Annotated in this window: 18 protein-coding genes and 1 pseudogene; 8 read left to right on the top strand and 11 right to left on the bottom strand. The window is 73.0% G+C overall.

What is annotated here, in order from left to right:
- Positions 1–76 precede the first annotated feature (76 nt).
- On the top strand, positions 77–541 hold the full coding sequence (gene rpsI, locus AB0910_RS27920) for a 30S ribosomal protein S9 (protein ID WP_307865406.1): 465 nt from the start codon (positions 77–79) through the stop codon (positions 539–541).
- Between the two features lie 188 nt (positions 542–729).
- A complete protein-coding gene (gene glmM / locus AB0910_RS27915; RefSeq protein WP_366747433.1) occupies positions 730–2,088 on the top strand; it encodes a phosphoglucosamine mutase in 1,359 nt (452 codons plus the stop codon).
- A 65-nt stretch (positions 2,089–2,153) separates the two neighbouring features.
- Here glmM and coaA read toward each other — a convergent pair whose 3' ends face one another.
- From coaA to AB0910_RS27900, 3 genes are all read right to left on the bottom strand, one after another.
- Positions 2,154–3,182: a type I pantothenate kinase gene (gene coaA, locus AB0910_RS27910; RefSeq protein WP_366747459.1), complete on the bottom strand. Its 1,029-nt coding sequence runs from the start codon at positions 3,180–3,182 to the stop codon at positions 2,154–2,156.
- Between the two features lie 154 nt (positions 3,183–3,336).
- Positions 3,337–4,089, bottom strand: coding sequence for a hypothetical protein (locus tag AB0910_RS27905; protein ID WP_366747432.1), 753 nt, complete (start codon positions 4,087–4,089; stop codon positions 3,337–3,339).
- Between the two features lie 65 nt (positions 4,090–4,154).
- The gene (locus tag AB0910_RS27900; RefSeq protein WP_366747431.1) at positions 4,155–5,957 is read right to left on the bottom strand and encodes a hypothetical protein; all 1,803 of its coding nucleotides are present in this window, start codon (positions 5,955–5,957) and stop codon (positions 4,155–4,157) included.
- A gap of 197 nt (positions 5,958–6,154) precedes the next feature.
- Here AB0910_RS27900 and glmS point away from each other — a divergent pair, with 197 nt between their 5' ends.
- The 3 genes from glmS to AB0910_RS27885 are packed head-to-tail and all read left to right on the top strand — an operon-like array spanning position 6,155 to position 9,854.
- Positions 6,155–8,002 (top strand): glutamine--fructose-6-phosphate transaminase (isomerizing), encoded by a 1,848-nt coding sequence (gene glmS / locus AB0910_RS27895; protein WP_366747430.1) that lies wholly within the window; start codon positions 6,155–6,157, stop codon positions 8,000–8,002.
- A 33-nt stretch (positions 8,003–8,035) separates the two neighbouring features.
- Complete coding sequence (locus AB0910_RS27890) at positions 8,036–8,404, top strand: holo-ACP synthase (protein WP_366747429.1); 369 nt, start codon at positions 8,036–8,038, stop codon at positions 8,402–8,404.
- A 4-nt stretch (positions 8,405–8,408) separates the two neighbouring features.
- A complete protein-coding gene (locus AB0910_RS27885; protein WP_366747428.1) occupies positions 8,409–9,854 on the top strand; it encodes an NAD(P)H-hydrate dehydratase in 1,446 nt (481 codons plus the stop codon).
- Positions 9,855–9,921: 67 nt separating this feature from the next.
- Here the strand turns inward: AB0910_RS27885 and AB0910_RS27880 are convergent, their stop codons facing one another.
- Positions 9,922–10,740, bottom strand: coding sequence for a serine hydrolase (locus tag AB0910_RS27880; RefSeq protein WP_366747458.1), 819 nt, complete (start codon positions 10,738–10,740; stop codon positions 9,922–9,924).
- Between the two features lie 622 nt (positions 10,741–11,362).
- Between AB0910_RS27880 and AB0910_RS27875 the strand changes: the two are divergent.
- Positions 11,363–11,479 (top strand): annotated as a pseudogene (locus AB0910_RS27875) (thioredoxin-disulfide reductase); the annotation flags it as partial.
- Between the two features lie 144 nt (positions 11,480–11,623).
- Here the strand turns inward: AB0910_RS27875 and AB0910_RS27870 are convergent.
- The 7 genes from AB0910_RS27870 to AB0910_RS27840 form a co-directional block, all read right to left on the bottom strand.
- Positions 11,624–12,463 (bottom strand): TauD/TfdA family dioxygenase, encoded by an 840-nt coding sequence (locus AB0910_RS27870; RefSeq protein WP_366747427.1) that lies wholly within the window; start codon positions 12,461–12,463, stop codon positions 11,624–11,626.
- A gap of 11 nt (positions 12,464–12,474) precedes the next feature.
- Positions 12,475–13,521, bottom strand: a complete 1,047-nt coding sequence (locus tag AB0910_RS27865; protein WP_366747426.1) for a methyltransferase — start codon at positions 13,519–13,521, stop codon at positions 12,475–12,477.
- A 1,026-nt stretch (positions 13,522–14,547) separates the two neighbouring features.
- Positions 14,548–15,360 (bottom strand): SDR family NAD(P)-dependent oxidoreductase, encoded by an 813-nt coding sequence (locus tag AB0910_RS27860; protein ID WP_366747425.1) that lies wholly within the window; start codon positions 15,358–15,360, stop codon positions 14,548–14,550.
- 33 nt (positions 15,361–15,393) lie between these two features.
- Positions 15,394–17,058, bottom strand: coding sequence for an FAD-dependent monooxygenase (locus tag AB0910_RS27855; RefSeq protein WP_366747424.1), 1,665 nt, complete (start codon positions 17,056–17,058; stop codon positions 15,394–15,396).
- A 10-nt stretch (positions 17,059–17,068) separates the two neighbouring features.
- Complete coding sequence (locus tag AB0910_RS27850; RefSeq protein WP_366747423.1) at positions 17,069–18,046, bottom strand: zinc-binding dehydrogenase; 978 nt, start codon at positions 18,044–18,046, stop codon at positions 17,069–17,071.
- Positions 18,047–18,127: 81 nt separating this feature from the next.
- Positions 18,128–19,048, bottom strand: a complete 921-nt coding sequence (locus AB0910_RS27845; protein WP_366747422.1) for a zinc-binding dehydrogenase — start codon at positions 19,046–19,048, stop codon at positions 18,128–18,130.
- A gap of 155 nt (positions 19,049–19,203) precedes the next feature.
- Complete coding sequence (locus AB0910_RS27840; protein ID WP_366747421.1) at positions 19,204–20,685, bottom strand: DHA2 family efflux MFS transporter permease subunit; 1,482 nt, start codon at positions 20,683–20,685, stop codon at positions 19,204–19,206.
- A 216-nt stretch (positions 20,686–20,901) separates the two neighbouring features.
- On the opposite strand from AB0910_RS27840, the gene AB0910_RS27835 reads away from it, so the two are divergent.
- Both AB0910_RS27835 and AB0910_RS27830 read left to right on the top strand, forming a co-directional pair.
- On the top strand, positions 20,902–21,360 hold the full coding sequence (locus AB0910_RS27835) for a MarR family winged helix-turn-helix transcriptional regulator (RefSeq protein WP_366747420.1): 459 nt from the start codon (positions 20,902–20,904) through the stop codon (positions 21,358–21,360).
- A 41-nt stretch (positions 21,361–21,401) separates the two neighbouring features.
- Entirely contained in the window at positions 21,402–22,421 is a 1,020-nt protein-coding gene (locus tag AB0910_RS27830) for an LLM class flavin-dependent oxidoreductase (RefSeq protein WP_366747419.1), read from the top strand.
- Positions 22,422–22,450: the final 29 nt, after the last annotated feature.

The raw sequence follows: 22,450 nt of genomic DNA, 5'->3' as shown, positions 1-22,450 counted from the left end.
AAGAAATCTGAGGAGAATCGTGGCCGAGACCACTGCCGAGCAGACCCCTGTCGAGGGCGAAGAGACCTTCGCCGAGGTGACGACCTTCGAGTCGGAGGCGCCCGTCGAGGGCGAGTACACCTCCGAGTCGATGGCGTCCCGTTTCGGCGACCCGCAGCCCGCCGCGGGCCTGGGCCGCCGCAAGAACGCCATCGCCCGAGTCCGGATCATCCCGGGCTCCGGCAAGTGGAAGATCAACGGGCGCACCCTTGAGGACTACTTCCCCAACAAGGTGCACCAGCAGGAAGTCAACGAGCCCTTCAAGGTGCTTGAGCTCGACAACCGCTACGACGTCGTCGCCCGCATCGCGGGTGGCGGTGTCTCCGGCCAGGCCGGCGCGCTGCGCCTCGGCGTGGCCCGCGCGCTGAACGAGGCCGACGTGGACAACAACCGCGGCCCGCTCAAGAAGGCCGGCTTCCTGAGCCGCGACGACCGCGCCGTCGAGCGCAAGAAGGCCGGTCTGAAGAAGGCCCGCAAGGCGCCGCAGTACAGCAAGCGCTAATCCGTCCCGGAGGTGTCGCGGGCGCGGCGCGGACCCGGTCAGGGGCCGCGCCGGGGCCGTGCGACCCCCCGTACGACGTACATCGTTCGCCCCGGTGGCAGTCAGTGCCGCCGGGGCGTTCGTTTTTATCCAGAGCGCCGGGCGTATAACAGCATCAAGCGCTCAAAAGACATTTCGGAGGGAGAGCTGTGGGACGACTCTTCGGTACGGACGGCGTGCGCGGCGTCGCCAACGCGGACCTGACGGCCGAGCTCGCGCTCGGCCTCTCGGTCGCCGCCGCGCATGTACTGGCCGAGGTGGGGACGTTCGAGGGGCACAGGCCCACAGCCGTGGTGGGGCGCGATCCGCGGGCCTCGGGGGAGTTCCTCGAAGCCGCGGTCGTCGCGGGGCTCGCCAGCGCGGGCGTGGACGTGCTGCGCGTCGGTGTGCTGCCCACCCCGGCGGTCGCCTACCTCACCGGGGCGCTCGGCGCCGACTTCGGCGTGATGCTCTCCGCCAGCCACAACGCGATGCCGGACAACGGCGTCAAGTTCTTCGCGCGCGGCGGCCACAAGCTCCCCGACGATCTCGAGGACCGCATCGAGGCGCTGTACGACACGCACCGCACCGGCGCGCCCTGGGACCGGCCGACCGGCGCGGGCGTCGGCCGCGTCCGCGCGTACGACGAGGGGTTCGACCGCTACGTCGCCCACCTCATCGGGGTGCTGCCCAACCGCCTCGACGGCCTGAAGGTCGTGCTGGACGAGGCGCACGGCGCCGCCGCCCGCGTCTCGCCCGAGGCGTTCGCGCGCGCGGGCGCCGAGGTCGTCACCATCGGCGCGGCGCCCGACGGGCTCAACATCAACGACGGCTGCGGCTCCACCCACCTCGACCAGCTCAAGGCGGCCGTGGTCGAGCACGGCGCCGACCTCGGCATCGCGCACGACGGCGACGCCGACCGCTGCCTCGCCGTCGACGCGGCGGGCGAGGAGGTCGACGGCGACCAGATCCTCGCCGTCCTGGCGCTCGCGCTGCGCGAGCAGGGCGGGCTGCGGCACAACACGGTCGTCGGGACCGTGATGTCGAACCTCGGTTTCAAGCTGGCGATGGAGCGCGAAGGGGTGGCGGTGGTCCAGACGGCGGTCGGCGACCGGTACGTGCTGGAGTCCATGAAGGAGCACGGCTACGCGCTCGGCGGCGAGCAGTCCGGCCACGTGATCATCCTCGACCACGCCACGACCGGCGACGGCACGCTCACCGGCCTGATGCTCGCGGCGCGCGTCGCCGCGACCGGCAGGACCCTGGCCGACCTCGCGGGCGTGATGCGGCGGCTGCCGCAGGTCCTGGTGAACGTCCCCGACGTCGACAAGTCCCGCGTCGCCACCTCGGCCGACCTGGCGGCGGCCGTCACCGAGGCGGAGGCCGAACTCGGCACCACGGGCCGGGTCCTGCTGCGCCCCTCCGGCACCGAGCCGCTGGTGCGCGTGATGGTCGAGGCCGCCGACATCGACCAGGCGCGCTCGGTCGCGGGCCGCCTCGCGGACGCGGTGAAGTCGGCGCTCGGCTGAGCCGGCGCACACGGCGAGGGGGCGCGGATCCGCACGATCCGCGCCCCCTCGTCGCGTGCGCACGTCTAGAGCTTGCGCAGGGAGAGGCGCTGGACCTTGTGGTCGGCGGCCTTGCGCAGGATCAGGGTGGCGCGGCCGCGGGTCGGGGCGACGTTCTCCAGCAGGTTGGGCTCGTTGACGGTGCGCCAGGTCGTGCGCGCGTAGTCGAGCGCCTCGCGCTCCGAGACCCTGGTGTACTTCGTGAAGTACGAGGACGGGTCCTGGAACGCGGTCGCGCGCAGCGTGCGGAACCTGTTCAGGTACCACGCCTCGATGTCCTCGGCCCGCGCGTCCACGTACACGCTGAAGTCGAAGTAGTCGGCGAGCGCGACCCTCGTCCTGCCGTCCTGGCCGGGCAGGGCGGGCTGGAGGACGTTGATGCCCTCCACGATCAGGATGTCGGGGCGCCGCACGACGAGGCGCTCGTCGGGCACGATGTCGTAGATCAGGTGCGAGTAGACCGGCGCGGTGACCTCTTCCCTGCCCGCCTTGATGTCGGCGACGAAGCGGGTCAGCGCGCGGCGGTCGTACGACTCGGGGAAGCCCTTGCGGTGCACGAGGTCCCTGGCCCGCAGCTCCCTCATCGGCAGCAGGAAGCCGTCGGTGGTGACGCGCTCCACCCGCGGGTGCTCGGGCCAGCGCGCGAGCAGCGCCTGGAGGAGGCGGGCCACGGTCGACTTGCCCACGGCCACGCTGCCTGCGACGCCTATGACGAAGGGCGTGCCGCGCTGGGCGCCGTGGCCGCCGCCCGCGTCGCCGAGGAACGTGTTGAGCGCGCCCCGCAGCCCGGCCGTGGCCTGCACGTACAGGTTGAGCAGGCGGGAGAGCGGCAGATAGACGTCCCGCACCTCGTCCAGGTCGATGACGTCACCGAGGCCGCGCAGCCGCTCGACCTCGTCGGCGGTGAGCGGCAGCGGCGTCTTCTCGCGCAGCGCGCTCCACTCGGCGCGCGACAGGTCGACGTACGGGGTCGGCCCGTGGTCGGACTTACGCCGGGCGTCGGGGTGGTGCGCGGGCGACTGCTGGGGCGCGGGAGAGCTGATCACGGGGTCCATTGTCGGCCGGGTCGCTGCGCCTGGCCCCGCCGTGGGCGCCCGGCCGCGGGTCGCGTTCGTCACGTCCGTACGGTTCCGGCGCAGCGGGCGCGGCCCGGCGCCTGCGGCTCAGCGCCTGAACCCGGCGCCTGAAGCGGTCCGGGCCTGTCGGCGCTCAGCGCCTGAAGTGGTCGCCCATCTCCCACCAGCGCGGCACGTGCGTGCGGTCCTTGGGCGGGTTGCGCAGGTCGCGCGCCACGACCACGAGGCCGGCGGTCAGCACCCAGAACATGGCCGCCACCGTGTAGTGCGGATGGGCGGCGCCGAGCTGGTCGAAGGTGGTGCGTACGGCGGCGAGCGCGGCGCCCGCGACCGCGAGGCACGCCAGGTAGAGGCCGGCCGTACGGCCGCGCGAGCGGGTGCGCGCCGGCGCCGGCGCCCGGGTGCGGCTGCTGAGCGCCGAGCCCCGCGGGTCCTCGCCCGCAGGCGGGCGCGGGACGGCCTCCGGGGCGCGCGGCGCGGTACGCAGGGCGGCGCGCGGCGCGGTGGCGGAGAGCGCGGCGTCCAGTGCGGCGATCCGCTCGGGCGTGAGCATCGCGTACAGCGTCGGCTCGACCGCGACCCGCACCCCGTCGGGCCCGGTCAGCACCCGGCCGCCGTCCGGGTGCGCGAGCACCTCGGCGGCCTCGGCGAAGCGGACCGTGGCGAACCCCTCGGGGGTGGCGAGCGTCACGGCCTCGGCGCCCACATGGAGGCGGTCGTCGACCGTGGCGAGCGACCTGTGCCGGGTCGCCGCAGGGTCGGCCGCGGCCCCCGGCTCCTCGGAGAACCGGACGGGCGCGGGGGCGGTCGCGGCGGTGCGGGGGGACGGGGTGCCGGGTGCCCCGGTGGCGGCGTCCCTGCCGGACGGGTCGTGCTGCGGTGGCATGGGCGCACCTCTCCTCGCTGCGTGGTCGGGGCGCTCGGCCCGCTGCCCAGTGTCGCGCGGCCGGGTCACGAACGGGCCTCGGTCAGCGGGCGCGGCCGGTGGCGCCAGGCGCGGGTGAGGCGGGCGGTGAGGTACGCGGTGGCGACCGTGGCCAGTGAGGCGCGGGTGCGGCCGACCCCGGGCGCCCACCAGGCGTAGACCGTCGCAGGGGCGCACACGGCGACCGCCGCGATCCGCGCCGCCCACCAGCCGCGCGGCCTGCGGGTGCGGCGGGTGATCAGCTGCGTGTCCGGCAGCCTGGCCAGCGTCAGCTCGGGCGGCACGGGCGGCAGGCCGAGCGCGGCGACCAGCGAGGAGAGCCGCGCCGCGGGGGCGTTGGAGGCGCGCAGCAGCGCGGTCAGCGGCCGGGCGTCCGCGATGCCGTACGACGCGGCGAGCGCGCGTGCGGTCGCCGCGGCCGTCTCGTGGTCGGGCAGCGGCGCCGCCGGGTCCCACACGTGGTCGGCGAGCCTGCGCCCGCGCTGGAGCAGGGTGAAGCCGTACCGGTCGCCGGTCCTGCGCAGCACCAGCGCGGGACGGCGCACCGCGCGCGTCAGGCTCGCGGTGACCGCGGTGAGCCCGTCCTCGCCCATCAGCGTCGCCCGCCGCGCCGAGGCGCCGCGCTGCGGCAGGCCCGCCGGCACCTCGGCGTACGTCGCGTCGCCGCGCGGGGCTATCCGCAGGTCGGCGCCCGCCTGCCGGGCCGCCTCCGCGACCCGGCGCGGCGCGGCCCGCAGCACCGCGACGGTCACCGCCTCCGCGGTGCGCGCACGCTGCGCGGGCACCGCGCGGCGGCCCGTGAAGAACGGGATGCGCGCCGCCACCTGGAGCCGTACGCCCGCGCGGAACTCCAGGAACTGCTCGCGCGGCGGCCCGAAGTACGCCCACGGGTACTCCGTCGCGTGCGTGCCGAGCGCGCTGAACTGCGCGAGCGACTCCTCGGGGCGGCGCCCGAGCAGCAGCATCAGCGCCAGGTGGTTGCGCACGTCGGCGACCTCGGGGTCGCCCGGCTCGTACGCGCCTGCCAGGGCGAGCGCCCGGTCCACCGCGGCCCGCACCCGCACCCGGGAGATCCGGGAGCGGGCGCCGTCGCCCGGAGCGTCGGCGAGCACGTCGTACTCGACGGCCGCGAGCAGCGGCAGGGCGTGCAGCTTCGAGCCGGGCAGCGCGTTCTGCGCGGCCCGCTCGGCGAAGTCGAACATCTCCTCGTGGGAGCCGTGCCACTTCTCGCACAGGTACTGCAGGGCCGCCACATGGCAGCCGTAGTGGTGCGGCGCGCGCGCGACGGCCTCGGCCCAGTACGCGTCGAAGACCTCGCGCGGCGACTGGCTGCCGGTGGCGTGTTCGAGGGCGAGCTGCCAGGGCACCGGGTCGGCGGGGTTGGCCTCGGCCGCCGCGCTGATCACCGGCACCGCGTCGTCGAGCAGCGCGAAGAACGCCTGGAACTGCTCCTGCGGCACGTCCTTGGCCCGCGCCCCCGTGCGGACCGCCCAGGCGTGCTTGAGGCTCACGGCGGCCCGCAGCAGCGCCGCGTCCGGGTCGTCGGGCTCCCGCTCGAACCAGGCGTCGAGCGCGCCGGGGTTGTGCAGCACGGCCGAGGCGAGCCGCGGCAGCCACGCGCCGCGGTTCTCCCACTCCCCGCCGAGCCGGGTCGCGGCGAGCAGCGCGCGGGCCGGGCCGTGGTCGCCGCGGGCCGCGGCGACCAGGGCGGGGCGCAGCCGCGGTTCCGGCGGGTCGAGGACGACGGAGGTGTCGGGCGGCAGGTCCGTGCCGACGGTGGAACCGTGCCGGAGCATCCGGGGGAGGCTGAGCAGCGAGCGGAGCGTCACGCCCCCATTGAATGCCGTACGGGCCGCCGGCCACCAGGGGAACGGGGCGTTGTCCCCCCGGGGTGGTGCGATCGGGGGCGCCGGGACCCCGGCGGTGCGCAGCGCGCGCCCCCGGGCGCGGGGGGCGCTCCCGGCGCCGCGCCGTGCACCGCGTGCCTGTCCAGGACCGCGCCGCCGTCCCGCTTAGGCTGCCCGGTATGTGCGGAATTGTGGGATATGTAGGTCCTCAGTCGGCGCTCGACGTGGTCGTCGCAGGACTGAAACGCCTCGAATACCGGGGGTACGACTCCGCCGGTGTGGCCGTGCTCGCCGACGGGGCGCTGGCCACCGCGAAACGGGCGGGGAAGCTCGTCAACCTCGACAAGGCGCTCGCCGAGGCACCGCTGCCCGCAGGGAGCGCGGGCCTCGGGCACACCCGCTGGGCCACCCACGGCGCGCCCGACGACACCAACGCCCACCCCCACCTCGACAACGCGGGCCGCGTCGCCGTCGTGCACAACGGGATCATCGAGAACTTCGCCGCCCTGCGCGCCGAACTCGCGGGCCGCGGTCACGCGCTGGCCTCGGAGACGGACACCGAGGTCGTCGCGCACCTGCTCGCCGAGGAGTTCGCCGGGTGCGGCGGCCTCGCCGAGTCGATGCGCCGGGTGTGCCGCCGCCTCCAGGGCGCGTTCACCCTCGTCGCGGTGCACGCGGACGATCCCGGCACCGTCGTCGGCGCCCGCCGCAACGCGCCCCTCGTCGTCGGCGTCGGCGAGGGCGAGGCGTTCCTCGCCTCCGACGTCGCCGCCTTCATCGCGCACACCCGCGACGCCCTCGAACTCGGCCAGGACCAGGTCGTGGAGGCGCGCCGCGACGGCGTCACCGTGACCGGCTTCGACGGCACGCCCGCCGAGGTCCGCGCGTACCGCGTCGACTGGGACGCCTCGGCGGCCGAGAAGGAGGGCTACGCCTCCTTCATGCTCAAGGAGATCGCCGAGCAGCCGCGCGCCGTCGCCGACACCCTGCTCGGCCGGGTCGGCGAGGACGGCACGCTCCACCTGGACGAGGCGCGCATCAGCCCCGAGGTGCTGCGCGAGGCGCGGAAGGTGGTGGTCGTCGCCTGCGGCACGGCCTTCCACGCGGGCCTGATCGCCAAGTACGCGATCGAGCACTGGGCCCGGGTGCCCTGCGAGGTGGAGCTGGCCAGCGAGTTCCGCTACCGCGACCCGATCCTCGACCACCGCACCCTGGTCGTCGCGATCTCCCAGTCGGGCGAGACGATGGACACGCTGATGGCGCTGCGGCACGCCCGCGAGCAGGGCGCGCACGTCCTCGCGATCTGCAACACCAACGGCTCGACCATCCCCCGCGAGTCCGACGCGGTGCTCTACACGCACGCGGGCCCCGAGGTCGCCGTCGCCTCCACCAAGGCGTTCCTCACCCAGCTCGTCGCCTGCTACCTGGTCGCCCTCTACCTCGGGCAGACGCGCGGCAGCACGGACGGCACGGGGATCCGTGCCGCCGTGCGCGAACTCGCCCGCATCCCTGAGGCCCTTGAGCGCACGCTCGCCGCGGCCGGGCCCGTGCGGGACCTCGCGCTGGACCTCGCCGACCAGCCCACCGTGCTGTTCCTCGGCCGCCACGTCGGCCACCCGGTCGCCCTCGAAGGCGCGCTCAAGCTCAAGGAGCTCGCCTACATGCACGCCGAGGGGTTCGCGGCAGGCGAGCTGAAGCACGGCCCCATCGCGCTGGTCGAACCGGGCCTGCCGGTCGTCGTGGTCGTACCCTCGCCGAGCGGGCACCGCCTGCTGCACGACAAAATCGTCTCCAACATCCAGGAGATCAGGGCGCGCGGCGCGCGGACCGTGGTCGTCGCGGAGGAGGGGGACGAGAGCGTGGCACCGTACGCGGACCATCTGGTGCGCGTGCCCGCCGTGCCCCCGCTGCTCCAGCCGCTGGTGGCGACCGTGCCGCTGCAGGTGTTCGCCTGCGCGCTCGCCACCGGGCGCGGCAACGACGTGGACCAGCCGCGGAACCTGGCGAAGTCCGTCACCGTGGAGTGAGCGGCGGCACCGACCGAGGAAGTGGGCGCAGAAGTGATCATCGGGGTGGGGATCGACGTGGCGGAGATCGAGCGGTTCGGGCGGTCCATCGAGCGCACCCCGCAGCTGCTGCGGCGCCTGTTCACCGAGGGCGAGCTGCGGCTGCCGGACGGGGCGCCGCGCGGCACCGCGTCGCTCGCCGCGCGCTTCGCCGCCAAGGAGGCGCTCGCCAAGGCGCTCGGCGCGCCGGGCGGCCTGCACTGGACGGACGCGGAGGTCTGCGTCGAGGACGGCGGCAGGCCGGTGCTGCGGGTGCGTGGCACGGTCGCGGCGCGGGCAGCCGCACTCGGGGTACGGGCCTGGCACGTCTCGCTCAGCCATGACGCGGGAGTGGCGTCGGCCGTGGTGATCGCGGAGGGTTGAACACATGCGGACTGCTTACGGCGTGGAGACGGTACGGGCGGCCGAGCGCGCCCTGATGGCCGAGTCGCCCGAGGGCGCGCTGATGCGGCGCGCCGCCGCCGGGCTCGCCGCCGTCTGCGCGGGCCTGCTCGGCCGGGTGTACGGGTCGCGGCTCGTGCTGCTCGTCGGCAGCGGCGACAACGGCGGCGACGCGCTCTACGCGGGCGCGTACCTCGCGCGGCGCGGCGCCCGCGTCGGCGCGGTGCTGCTCGCGCCCGGCCGCGCGCACGCCGGGGGCCTCGCCGCGCTGCGCCGCGCGGGCGGCAGGGCGCTGGACGCGGGCGGCGAGGCGTACGCGCAGCTCGCGGCCGCCGACCTCGTCCTCGACGGCATCACCGGCATCGGCGGGCACGGCGGGCTGCGGCCCGACGCGGTGCCGCTCGCGCGCGCCGCCCGCGAGAGCGGGGCCGCCGTGGTCGCCGTGGACCTGCCGAGCGGCGTCGAGGCGGGCGACGGCACGGTGCGGGGCGAGGCGCTGCGCGCGGACGTGACCGTCACCTTCGGCGCGTACAAGCCGGGGCTGCTGATCGACCCGGCGGCCGGGCACACGGGCGCGGTACGGCTCGTGGACATCGGGCTCGGCCCGTACCTGCCCGCGGTGCCCGAGGCGGAGGCGCTCCAGCACGCCGACGTGGCGCGGCTGCTGCCGGTGCCCGCGGGCGAGAGCGACAAGTACCGGCGCGGCCTCGTCGGGGTCGTCGCGGGCTCGGCGAAGTACCCGGGCGCCGCGGTGCTCGCCGTCGCGGGCGCGCTGCGCGGCGGCGCGGGCGGCGTGCGCTATGCCGGGCCAGGCGGCGCCGCGGTCCTCGCGCGCTACCCGGAGACGCTGGTCAGCGAGGGCCCGCCGGCGCAGGCAGGCCGGGTGCAGGCGTGGGCGGTCGGACCCGGGCTCGCCGAGGGCCCGGGCCTCGACGACGCGCTCGCCTCCGACGTGCCCGTCCTCGTCGACGCGGACGCGCTGCACACGCTGGACGCGGCGGCGGTGCGGGCCCGCAGCGCGCCGACCGTGCTCACCCCGCACGCGGGCGAGGCGGCCGCCCTGCTCGGCGCCGAGCGCGCCGAGGTCGAGGCGGGCCGCCTCGCCGCCGTACGGGAGATCGCCGCGCGCTACGGCGCGACGGTGCTGCTCAAGGGGTCCACGACCCTGGTCGCCGACCCGGACCCCGGCGTGCCGGTGCGGGTCAACCCCACCGGCACGCCCTGGCTCGCGACCGCGGGCAGCGGCGACGTGCTGAGCGGCCTGACCGGCTCGCTGCTCGCCGCGGGTCTCGCGCCGCGCGACGCGGCCTCCGTCGGCGCGTACCTGCACGGCCTCGCCGCGCGCCTGGCGGCCGGTGGCGCGCCGCTCGCCGCGCACGACGTGGCCGACCACATCCCGGCGGCCTGGCGGAACGTCACCGGCGGTGCCTGAGGCCGGACACGGCCGCGGGCCCCGCCCGTACGGCGGGGCCCGCGGCCGCGCGTCCTGCCGGTGCGCCTCAGCGCTTGAAGCCGTAGTCCATGAGCTTCTTCGCGTCGGCGGTGCGGTTCGCCTCGGAGGAGGAGGCGAGGACGGCGCCGATGACCGTGCGGCCGCTGCGCGTGGCCGCGAACACCAGGCAGTACTTGGCCTCGGGGCCCGAGCCCGTCTTCACGCCGATGGTGCCCGAGTAGCTGCTGAGCAGGCCGTTGGTGTTGGTCCACGACATGTAGCGGTAGCCGCCGTTCTTCGTGGTGACCTTCTGCTTGGTCGACTTGGTCTTCACGACCGAGCGGAACGTGGCGTACTTCATCGCGCTGCTCGCGAGCTTGGTGAGGTCGCGCGGCGTCGAGTAGTTGCCGCCGTTGCCGATGCCGTCGAACGAGTCGAAGTGGGTGTTCTTCAGGCCGAGGCTCTTGGCGGTCGAGTTCATCTGCCCGATGAACGACGAGACGCGCTTGGCGCGGGTGGAGCCCTTGCCGTAGGCGTCGGCGAGCGCGTAGGCGGCGTCGCAGCCCGAGGGCAGCATCAGCCCGTACAGCAGCTGGCGCACCGTCACCTTGTCGCCGACGATCAGATGGGCGGACGAGGCGTTCTTCGACACGATGTAGTCGCTGTACGCCTTCTGGACGGTGACCTTCTTGTCCAGGTCCAGGTTCTTCTGCGCGAGTACCACGCGGGCGGTCATGATCTTCGTGGTCGACCCCGTGGACCTGCGGGTGTCGGCCGCCTTGGTGAAGTACGAGGTGCCGGTCGCGTCGTTCATCACATAGCCGCCCTTGGCGACGACGGACGGCGCCTTGGGGGCCGCGCGCACGGCAGCGGGTACGGCGTGCACGGCAGCGGCCGCCGCGTCGCGCGCCGCCGGTCTCACCACGGCCGCCTGCGCGGGCACCGCGACAGCGCCGGTGGCGAGCGCGGTGCCCACGGCGGCTGCGAGAGCCGGTATCACATACGGCCTTCCGTTGCGGGTCTTCAAATTGATCGCTCCAAACGCCCCTGGGAAACGGCCAGTTGTCCGTACCGCTTGCCTGTGAGAACGCCGGGAAACCCCTGAGGTTGCGGTACGGCCCACAGTTTTCCGCCCTGTTTGCCCTGCGGTCACGGCGGGGTCGCAGTTCACGGCGCGGAGGCGTCAATTCCCCTTCGGCGCGCCCGCGCGACGGGGCCCGGCGCCCGGCGCACACGCCCCCGCGCGCGGGACCCGCACGAGCGGCGCGCGGGCGTGGTCCGCGCCCGCGTCCGCGCCACCCGGCGAGGGGCCGCGGGGGGCAGAGGAGTTCAGGGGCCCGACTGCCGGAAATGCGGGCGAAAACGTCCGGGTGACCTGGCCGAACCCCGTCCCCGCCGCAGTCGGCCGAATTCACGCACGCGCGGACGAGCCGGTCCGGGACGCCGAGGAGAACCCGGTGGTCATTGACTGCCGGACCGGTGCCGTCCGGCCGGCGCACGCCGTTGGCAGTGACCTGTCCGGAGTGTTCGGTGCGGGTGGCGTCGTCGACCGCACCTACCGGCAGGCCATCACTGCCGCCGGCACCGGAACCGCCGCGGCTCCGGACGCCGCACGAACGGCATGAGGCGTCCGGCCGGCACCGATGGTGCCACCTGGCCGGCATCCCGTGCAGGACCGCCGCGCCTGAAGGGGCCGAGGCGTCTGCGTGCGCTCTCCGCTCAAGTCCCCGGGCAGGCCGCACAAGGTCGACCGGTGACAAAATCCGGCGCTACCCGGCCTCCGCCCTGATGCTTACCCGGTGCACCCTCCTCCACGTGCCCGGTGCCAGCTCGGTGGCGCTGTGGTAGGTGGTCGCTGTCTTCCACAGCACCAGGTCTCTGGGGCGCCAGCGGTGGGTGTAGACGTGATCCGGGTCCTGGATCAGACCGTCGATCAGCGCGAGGAACTCCTCGTTCTCCCGGTCGCTGAAGCCCACCACCGAGTCGAGGAACTCCGGGGCGCCGTAAAGGAACCGGTGTCCCGTGTACGGGTCGTGGCGCACCAGGTCGTGCGGGACCCTGGGATAGTCGTCCGACACCCGCTGCCTGAGTTCCGCGATCGACAGGCCGAGGTGCTCCGGACCGATCCGCAGCCGCTTGGCCGCCGTGTGCAGGGCCGTGCGCCCGGCGACCTTGTCCTTCCATTCCGAGGGCAGCCGGTCGTAGACGTCGACGGCGCTGGCGAACAGAGTGTGGCCGGTGGTACTGGGTACGTCCACGCCGTGCAGCAGGGTGTAAGTCTCCGGGGCGGGCGTGCACGACGAGTCCTGGTGCCAGAAGTTCCCCGCCCGTGCCACGCCGACCGGCTTGCCGTCCCGGATCTCGTTCGACAGCACCATGATCTCCCGGTGGTCGGGGTGGGACTGCCTGCGCAGCGGCACCGGTCGGCCGATTCGGGCGGCGAGCAACACCTGCTGGGCGGGCGTCAGTTCGACATCCCGGACGACCACCAGCTCGCTGCGGTGGACGAGGTCAAGCACCTCGTCGAGGGCCCGCCGGCCGGTGAGGTCCCGGCTGGTGACACCGGTGACCTCCGTGCCGATGAAAGAGCTCAGTTCCCTGGTGCGCATGTGGCCTCCTGTCAGATCTTGCGCGCCACGAGGGCACCGTTGGCGCCGGGGGCGTCGAGGATGAAGTCGACCCGTGAGACGTCGGAGAACCCGGCCTTGCGCAGCAGCGACTCGTACTCGGCGCGGGAGTAGTTCCGGCCGTGCGACGTCTCCAGGAGCATGTGCAGGCTGGAAACCGCACCGGAGACCGGTCCCGTCCCGTCGTCGTCGACGAACGCCTCGGCCACGATCACCGCGCCGCCCTCGTCGAGCGCGGCGTGGCACTTGCGGGCCAGCACCAGGTTCTCCTCCTCGCTCCAGTCGTGGAGGACGTTGGAGAGCAACATGACATCGTGGCCGCGCGGCAGGTCTTCCTGCCAGAAGTCCCCGGCGATCACCTCGACCCGGTCCCCGGCGCCCGCGTCCTCGACGGACTGCCGGGCCAGTTCGCACACCACCGCCCGGTCGTAGACCGTGGCGGACAGCGCCGGGTGATGCGCGGTCAGCTCGATGCAGAAGGCTCCCGAGCCGCCGCCGACGTCCAGCAGCTTCCGGTACGGGCCGAGGTCGACGGAGAGGGCGAGCGCCCTCGCGGTGAACATGGCGCCGGAGTACAGCGCCTGCCAGAACATGTCCTTGAGCATGCCGTCGCCTTCGAAGACGCTCGACGCGGCAGCGGTGTCCCAGGTCATCGGCCGGTCCTCGCGCAGCGCCTGCTCCAGGTGCAGCCACCCCGAGTAGGCCCTGCGGTCGTTGAAGCGAATGAAGTCCCCGAAGTAGTACCGCTTGCCGCGGATCAGGAACTCGTCTGCGAGACGCGAATTGCGGTAGCCCTCCGCAGTCCGCTCCAGCAGACCGAGAGCGGTGCAGCCGACCAGCAGCATCTTGGCGGGACGCTCGGCCAGGCCGACGGCTTCGGCGAACTCGGCGACCTCCATTCCCCGGGAGCCGTTCAGTGTGCCGAAGACGTTCAGTTCGAGGGCGGTGGCGAGAACCTTGGAGATGCGGAAACCGGCGGCCATCTCCATCAGCGGCACGGGCGTGAGCGGGACGGTCCCGGTGTGCGGGCGCTTGTACACGGCGGCTCCTCGGCTGTACGGAGGGATCAAGGACACGGGAAACGCCGGGGCGCTGGCGGCGGGGGGTCGTCCGGGAGACCCAGCAGGCGCGAGGCGGTGATGTGGCCTCCCGGAGCGAGCAGCGCACAGCCCAGGGGGATGGTGAGGTGCTCGGCGGGCCGGAACACCGGGGGACCGGCCGGCGGTGTTTCGGCTTCGGTACGTATGTCGGTACGCATGAGGGCAGCATCGCCCGGACCGGTGGAGACACGATCGAGCTCTGCTCCACACACGCCGTGGAGCGGATCGCCCTCCACGGCGATGATGCCTGGTGCGCATGCCGGAGCGGCCCGTCGCCCCCTCCACCCCGCAGGGCGCGGGCGGCACGCGAGGTCGCCGTCTGGAGTACCTTCTCGGGTGGCAGGCCGAGCCGGGCGATGCCGAGCAGCCCGTCAGCGTAGGCGTGGTGGGGTGCGCTGTCCGTGCCCTCGTCGGTATCGGCGACGATGAGAACGCCCTCGCGGTACGGGACCGGCCGGGCACATGATGTCGTTTTCCTCGGTCCCAGCGGTTGGTGCGACGTCGGCTGATGGTGGGGCGGACGTAGATCGGGCCCGCGACGAGGCGGCGTGGGCCCCCTCGTCGGCGACGGCAGCCGGTTCGGCCTCATTGACTGCCGCCCCACGCGGCGGGGCCAGCGGTCAGTGGGCCGCCGGTCGCCATGACCCTGATGAGGTCGAACCTGCGGACACCTGGTCCCGTACCGCGCGCCTCAGGGGCTCCTCGCCGACGCAGGCACCACCCATGCACAGGCAGTGACCGTCCAGTGGTGTCAGCGGTGCCCGAGCACCACGAGTTCGTGGTCGGTGGCGAGGCCCGAGCGGATCGCGTCGCGGGCACGCGCCCCGAGTCCGGCGGGCGCACCGAGGTGCTTCGGCCGTCATCACCTCGCCGTCAGCAGTTCGGCGGCGTTGCGCAGCTTCAGCGTGTACAGCACGTCGGTGCTCGCTGCCGCGCCGCAGCCGGTCGGGCAGCACGCGGCCGGGGTCAGTAGTTGCCGAGACCGCCGCAGACGTTGAGGGCCTGGGCGGTGATGGACGCGGCGACGTCCCCGGCGAGATAACCGACCAGCCCGGCCACCTCCTCGGGGGTCGAGTACCTGCCCAGGGGGATCTTCGCCTGGAACCTCGCGAGCACGTCCTCCTCGGTGGTGCCCCAGTGCGCGGCGTAACCCTGCCGCACCCGGGCCGCCATCGGAGTCTCCACATAACCGGGGCAGACGGCGTTGACGGTGATCCCGGAGAGGGCAAGTTCCTTGCCGAGAGCCTTGGTGAAGCCGATGACGCCGTGTTTGGACGCCGAGTACGGGGCGGCGAGCTCCACGCCCTGTTTTCCGCCGGTCGAGGCGATGTTGATGACACGGCCGTGGCCGCGGTCGAGCATGCCGCCACGGGAGAGCACCTCACGGGTGACGCGGAAGACGCTGTTCAAATTGGTTTCGATCACGGACTCCCACAGCTCGTCCGGGAGTTCGGCGGTCGCACCGCCGCCACCGCGCCCAGCGTTGTTCACCAGGACATGCACCGGTCCGTAGCGCTCCACCGCCGCGTGGACGAGGTCCTGGACCGCGCTCTTCGAGGTGACGTCGGCCGCGATGCCGTCGGCGTCGAGACCGCGGCTGCGGAGCTTGTCGGTGACGGCGGCGACGGTGCCGCCGTCCCGGCCGCAGACGAACACGGCATGCCCCTGCTCCCCCAGGAGGTCGGCGCAGGCGAGCCCGATACCGCTCGTGCCTCCGGTGATCAACGCGACGCGCCGCTCTTCCGTCTTTTCTTCCGCTGCCTTCTCTGCCGCTGCCATGGATGGGTCCTTTCGAGCTTCGGGACGGTGGGGTCAGGCCGCGCTGTCGGCCCTGTACAGGACATGCCGCAGTACCCGGTCGATCTCCGCCTCGGGGGCGTCGTACGAGTCCGGGGCCCGCCAGGCCACGAACCGGTCGGGCCGCACCAGCACGGCACCGGCGTCACCGATGCCGTATGCAGCGCTGAACGCGCCTTCCGAATCCTGCAGTTCGGCTTCGCGACCGATGCGGTGCACTCGCAGCCCCACACCGAGGGCCCGGGCGGCGGCCGTGGCACCCGCCGCCCACGCTGCACCCTCGGTTCCGGTGAGCAGGACGAACGAGCGGCCGAAGAGGGCAGTGGTCGAGGACGGTGTGCCGTCGCGGCCGACGAGCGGGACGTACGGCGCGTGGGACCCGGGCCGGCCCGTGGGGTGCGCGGGGTCCTCGAACAGGTCGCCGGGGTCGCCGGGTTCGGTGACCACCGCCCCTTTCGGGTACCGATATCCGAAGGCGATCACGGGCGGGGGCAGGGGCGCGGTCATCGACTCGTCGGCGAGTTCGGGGGAGATGCGGTCCACGAGGTTCGCGAACTGTTGCTCCACCAACTGCTCGGCGTACGGGCGGCGTTCGTCGTCATGACTGTCGAGGAGTGCGTCACTGGCGGTTCCGTCGAGCACGGCGGCAAGTTTCCAGGCCAGATAGAGGCCGTCCAGATAGGCCGTGTTGCCGCCCATGCCACCGGTCGGCGGCATGACGTGCGCGGCGTCACCGACGAACAGGACACGTCCCTCGCGGAATCGCTCGGCGACCCCGCAGGAGATCTCCGTCTCGCCGATCTCCTCGATCTTCAGCGGGGTGCCCGGGATGCCGAGGTCGGTGCGTATCTGTTCGGCAACGGTCTCCTCACCCGTCCACCAGCCGTCCGTGAGTTCCGGGGTGAGGTTACGGAAGTAGCCGTAGAGACTGGGGACTTCGGTGTTGAAAAGGACTGCACGGCCGACGTGCAGGGCCGTGAAGCGCCGCCCGTCCGCGGCGCCGTCGGTGTGCGCGAGCTGCTCGCGCAGGTCGGCCTGGAACAGGACACGCAGCACCCTGCCGACCGTGCCGCGTCCGCGCATGGCGACGCCGAGGGACTGCCGGATCCCGCTCCGCCAACCGTCGGCTGCCACCAGGTACCGGGCCCGGACGGTGCGGCGTTCACCGGTGACTGTGTTCTCGGTGGCGGCGGTGACCCCGGTGGCATCCTGGGTGAGTGAGGCAAGCCGGGTCGAGAAGCGCACTCGGGCACCCAGCTCCCGGGCTCGTTCGGCGAGTACGGCTTCCACGCCCGACTGGCTCGCGGTGCCCCAGTCCTGCGGCGAGACGTGTCGCATGCCGAGTTCGGCGCCGCTCATCAGGGTGCGCAGCACCGGCCCCGCCAGGGTCTTGGCGACGACCATGTGGAAGTCGCTGCGGTAGGCGCGGCTCCGCTCGCGTACGGCGTCGGCGGCGCCGGCTATCTCCAGCGCCTCCATGGTGTGGGGATACTGCCCGGTGGCCTTGACCGCGGTCGAGGTGCCCGGACGCCGCTCGACGACCAGCGCGGGTACACCGTGCAGACCGAGGAAGACGGCGGTGCTGAGGCCACCGGGCCCGGCACCGGCGACGAGGACGGGCACGGTCTCGTCGGGCGGGGCGGCCGGCGGGGCCCCGGTACGGGCCTGTCGTTCTGTCATGTCCTGCTCCTCAGGGGACGAGTACGACACGGCCCAGGTGCGAACGGCCTTCGATGATCCGGTGTGCTTCGGCCGCGTCGGCCAGCGGCAGCCGGGCGTGCACGGCGACGCGCAGATCGCCCGCAGTGACCAGGCGGACCAGCTCCCTGCGGGTCTCGGCGACGCGCTCCGGGGCGGCCCTGGTCCAGGCGTCCAGCGAGGTGCCCACCACGTAGGTGAGACCGAGGAGTTCGGTCATCGAGACCTTCGCGACCTCGCCCCCGGCCCCGGCGAAGCCGTAGTAGACCAGGCGCCCGTACGGCTTCAGCAGCCGCAGCCCGTCGTGGAACACCGAGCCCTCGACGCTGTCCAGGACGATGTCGACTCCTTGGCCCCCGGTCAGCTCGCGCACGCGGTCCGCCCAGTCGGGCCGGCTGTAGTCGACGACCTGGTCGGCGCCGTGCACGCGCACGAAGTCGGCCTTGGCGGGTGAACTGACGGTCCCGATGACCCGGCCCGCGCCCCGGAGCTTCGCCAGCTGGGTCACCAGGTGTCCGATGGCGCCCGCAGCTGCGTGCACCAGTACGGTCTCGTCCTTGCCGAGCCGGGCGGCGTCCAGGACGCTCCAGGCGGTCTGGGCGGTGGAGCCCAGCGCGGTGGCGGTGGCCGCGTCGACGGAGTCGGGTACGGCGAGGGTGCGTCCGGCGTCGACGACGACCTGGTCCGCGTACGCGGCGGGCACGCCGAAGGCCACGACCCGGTCGCCGGGCCGCGCTCCCCCCGTGTCCGGGCCCAGGGCCTCCACCCGGCCGACCACGTCGCCGCTGGGGCGCCCGGGCAGCGGTGACGGGAACGGGGCAGTGTCGCCGCGCAGTTGCGTCTCGATGAAGTTGACGCCGACGGCCTCGGTGCGCAGCAGCAGCTGGCCCGGGCCCGGGGCGGGCGCGGGTACGTCTTCGAGGCGCAGGACGTCGGGGGAGCCGTGCTCGGCGTAGCTGATCAGTCGCATGGTGAGTCCTCGCGGTGCGGTGGCGGGGGGTGTGCCGTCCCGGAAGCGGTGCGGCAGTCAGTCGTACGGTCCGGGCCGCCCTCAGATGGACAGGACGACCTTGCCGTTGATCTCGCGGGAGTACAGGGAGCGGACGGCACGGTCGGGATCGGTCCACGGGGTGACCAGGCCCGGCTCGGCGATCAGCCGTCCGGTCGCCGCAAGGTCCACGAGGAGACCGAGGTCGGCCGGCACGGAGCGCCTCGTGATCTCGTCGAGCAGGAAGAGGTATTCCAGCCGGACCCCGGGCCGTGCGTGGCCCCAATCAGCGGGCAGGCGCAGTTCGGCGCGGACGGTGTTGCCGAAGACGGTCGCCACACCACCGGCGCGCAGCAACGTGTAGCCGACGCTGAGCACCTCGCCGCCGACGCTGTCGACGAGGATGTCGGCCGGGTTGGTCGGCGGTGTGTCGTAGCCGGTGACGACCTCGGCCCCGAACTCGGCGAGTCCTGCGCCCCGCGCCGGGGAACGGACCCAGGCGGTCACCTCGGAGCCGCCCGCCCGCGCCAGTTGTACGGCCAGTCGGCCGACTCCACCACTCGCGCCGGTGACCAGGACCCTCTTGCCGAGCAGCCAGCCGGCGCGCTGGAGGGCGTAGAGCGCGGTGAGGCCGGCGACCGGCAGAGTGGCCGCGGCGGTGTCCGTGAGACCGTCCGCAAGGACGGCCATGCGGTCGGTGCGCAGCGCCACGAGTTCGGCCCACGCGTTGTTCTCGGCCAGGCCGGCGATCCGTGCTCCGGCCGGCGGTCCGCTGCCGTCGGCCGCCGGGCGCAGCACGGTGCCGACCAGGTCAAGCCCGAGGGGCGAACCGACCGGGCGGTGCCGGGCCAGCAGCAGGTCTGCCCGGTTGAGGGCGGAGGCGTGAACCTCCACGAGTGCCTCGTCGGGGCGAGGGCTGGGGTCGGCCACGGACCGCAGTTCCAGGGCGAGCGGGTCGAGTCCTGTGGTTACGAGTGCCTTCATGCTTCCTCGTCAGCGCAGTAGCGGTGTATGTCCTGAGGTGTAGTCCCACCCGCTGGATTCCTGGTCCAGCGCTCATGGGGCTGGGCGGCCAGGAAACACGTCGGCCCGCCCCTGCGATGGTGGGCGGGCCGACGCCGGGCAAGTGGGTCAGGCGTTCAAGCGCGGGTGGACTCCGCAACCGTGTCGTGCTCCTCGCCGGAGGGCTGGGGCTGCTCGGGCGCGGACGCGCGGAACGCGCCGGGCAGGGTCAGTGCGGCGAGTGCGGCGATGGCGCTGAACGCGATCACCACCCAGTAGCTGCCGCCGTAGGCACCGGCCGGGTGGCCCGTGACGTCGCCGAGCCGCTTCTGCAGGGTGATGGCGACGACGGCGATGCCGAGGGCCCCGCCGATCTGGTTGAAGATGAACAGCGCACTGGTGGCCCGGGGCGCGCTGGCCTCACCGACGGCCCGGTACATGAACGCCATCGTGCCCGGCGCGGTGAGACCGATGCCGAGTCCGGTCAGCGCCAATGCGAACGACAGCCACGCCGTGTTGGTGTCCGGGCCCACCTGCGAGAAGGCGAGCGCGCCGAGGGCGGTCACCGCCATACCGACCGTCGAGGTCAGCCTCGCGGTGACCTTCGCCGCCGACTTGCCCGAGATGATCGCCCCCGCGGCCCCGAGTACGCCGGAGGGGATCAGGAGCAGCCCCGCGTGCAGGGCGCCGAAGCCGCGGGACTGCTGGTAGTACAGCGGGGTCAGCAGCAGCAGGGTGTTGGCGACGGCCCCGACGAAGAACATCGTGATGACGGCCATGGTGAAGCCGCGCTTGCCGAACATGCGCAGGTCGATGAGCGGAGTCACCGTCGTGCGCAGCGCGTGCGCCACGTAGCCGATGAGGAGGAGGACGCCCGCGCCGGACGCGACGAGCACCTCGGGAGACGACGCGTCGCCTGAGTGGGCGGCGGTCGTGAAGCCGTAGACCAGCGCGGCGAAGCCGGGGGAGAGCAGCGCCAGCCCGAGGACGTCGAGGCGTTCCTCCGGCCGGCCCCGGTGCTCGTCGGCGGGCAGGGTGTACAGCGCGAGCACCAGGGCGACCAGGCCGATCGGCAGGTTGATCAGGAACATCCAGCGCCAGCTGACCGCATCGACGAGCACACCGCCGATGACAGGGCCGAGGATCGGGCCGAGAGTGAGCGGCAGGGAGATGAGAGCCATCGCCTTGGCCACGCGTGCGGGGCCCGCGGTGGTCGCGAGCACGCCCTGTACCACAGGGACGATCATGCCGCCGCCGATCCCCTGGAGCACCCGGAAGACGATGAGGGACTCGATCGACCAGGCGAAGCCGGACAGCGCGGAGCCGAGGACGAACAGCAAGACGGCCACAAGCCACATCCTGCGGCCGCCGAACCGGTCCACGGCCCATCCGGCGAACGGTGTGGCAACGGCCACGGCAAGCAGATAGCCCGCGGTGACCCACTGGATGGTCGACAGGGGGGAGCCGAACTCACCCCCGAGCGTCTTGAGGCCGACGTTGACGATTGTCTCGTCGAGCAGAGCCATCAGCAGCGCGAGCAGCAGGACGCCGGCCATCCGCAGGAACGCCGGATCGAGTTTGTCGCCTGCCGTGGTGGATTCAGGTGTTCCGTTTGTCATGCGTACCGCCTGGATGTTGGTGGACAATCACTTCCACCGTAGAGACAAATGTCGGTGCACGCATCTATTTTTGAGCCAGATCTTTGTCTGATCTGTTCCTGTCTCGCCATCTGGGGCAGAGTTGCTCAGGAAGCCGCGAGAAAAATACATGCGTACACAAGTACTATGCATAATGGCGGCTATAGTGGAGGAGGAGCGAACGAAGGGGAGACGGACATGTCGGCCGATGAGCGTGCGGGGCGTCCCGACGAGTTCGACCTGTGGCGTCGACTGACGCTGATGGTGGGGCAGCTCAACCAGTCGCTGGAGCGCACGCTCGTGAGCGAGTACCAGATCTCGCTGCCCGAGCTGATGGTGCTGGGCGAACTCCGGTTCGGACATGTCCGGGGCACGCGCGTTCAGGAGCTGTCTGCCGCGGTCGGCCTCGACCAGTCGTCCATGAGCCGGCTCGTCACCCGCCTGGAGAACAAGGGTCTGACCACCCGGGTCTCCTGCGAGCATGACCGCCGGGGCGTCTACTGCATGCTGACGCCCGAGGGCGCCGAACGCGGTGAGCAGGCGGAGGCCCGATGCCGTGATGCGCTCACGGGGCTGCTCGACGTTGCCTCGTTCGACGACCGCTGGGCCTCGCTCGTCGCCCGCCTGAGGCACACCACGGCGGGTGCCACCCCCTAGACCGCCCTCTCCTCACGGCCTCGATCGTGAAGGAGACCCGTATGAAACTGTCCGTCCTGGACCAGTCCGTGGTGCCGGAGGGCGCCACCCCGGCTGCCGCACTGCACAACTCCCTGGACCTGGTACGCCTCGCGGACCGGCTCGGCTACCATCGCTACTGGTTCGCCGAGCACCATGCCACGCCCTCCTTCGCCGGCCCCGCGCCCGAGGTCATGGTCGCCCGGGCGGCCGCCGAGACCAGCCGGATCCGGGTGGGCTCCGGGGGAGTTCTCCTGCCCCACTACAGCCCGCTCAAGGTCGCCGAGGTCTTCCGCGTTCTCGGGGCCCTGTCGCCCGGACGCATCGACCTCGGTATCGGGAGAGGTACGGGCGCCGGCAGCATCGAGACGCACGCTCTGGCCCCCGGCTCTGCGGTGGACGGTGAGGACGACTTCCCCCGGCGGCTCGTGGAGCTCCTGGCCTTCCTGCACGGTGGATTCCCTGATGGTCATCCCTACGGCCGTATCCGGCTCATGCCCACCGCCGGGGCTCCCGAGGTGTGGCTCCTGGTCGCGAGCCCCGGCAGTGCGGAACGCGCCGCACGGCTCGGACTGCCCATTTCCATCGCGCACTTCGGGCGGCCACAGATCACCCGCTCGGTCGTCGATGCCTATCGCGGGGCCTTCGACGGCAGGGGCGGTTCCAGGCCGCGCATCCAGATCGGCGTCGGTGTCTACTGCGGCCCCACCGAGGACGAGGCCCAGCGCGTCTTCGCCAGTCAGCGGCTGTTCAGGCTGCGTATGGGGCGCGGACTGCTGTTGCCCCTGCCGTCACCCGAGGCCGCGCTGGACGGCCTGCGCGGAGAGGCGGAGCCGCTCGCCGACGAGGTGACCGACTGGCCGCGCTGCGTCGTCGGCGACCCCGACCATGTGCACAAGGTGCTCACCTCCATGGCGGAAACGCTCGACATCGACGAGTTCATGGTGCTGTCCACCATCCACTCCCCGAAAGACCGTATGCGCTCCTACGAGCTGCTGGCGCGACGTTTCGGGCTGACGGCCGGTCAGGCGGCTGTGTCTTGAACTGTAGCTTCGACTGTTCGACTGAATGA

The organism is Streptomyces sp. NPDC047002, assembly GCF_040704505.1.
Taxonomy (GTDB): domain Bacteria; phylum Actinomycetota; class Actinomycetes; order Streptomycetales; family Streptomycetaceae; genus Streptomyces.
This window is presented reverse-complemented; position numbering and strand designations above follow the sequence as displayed.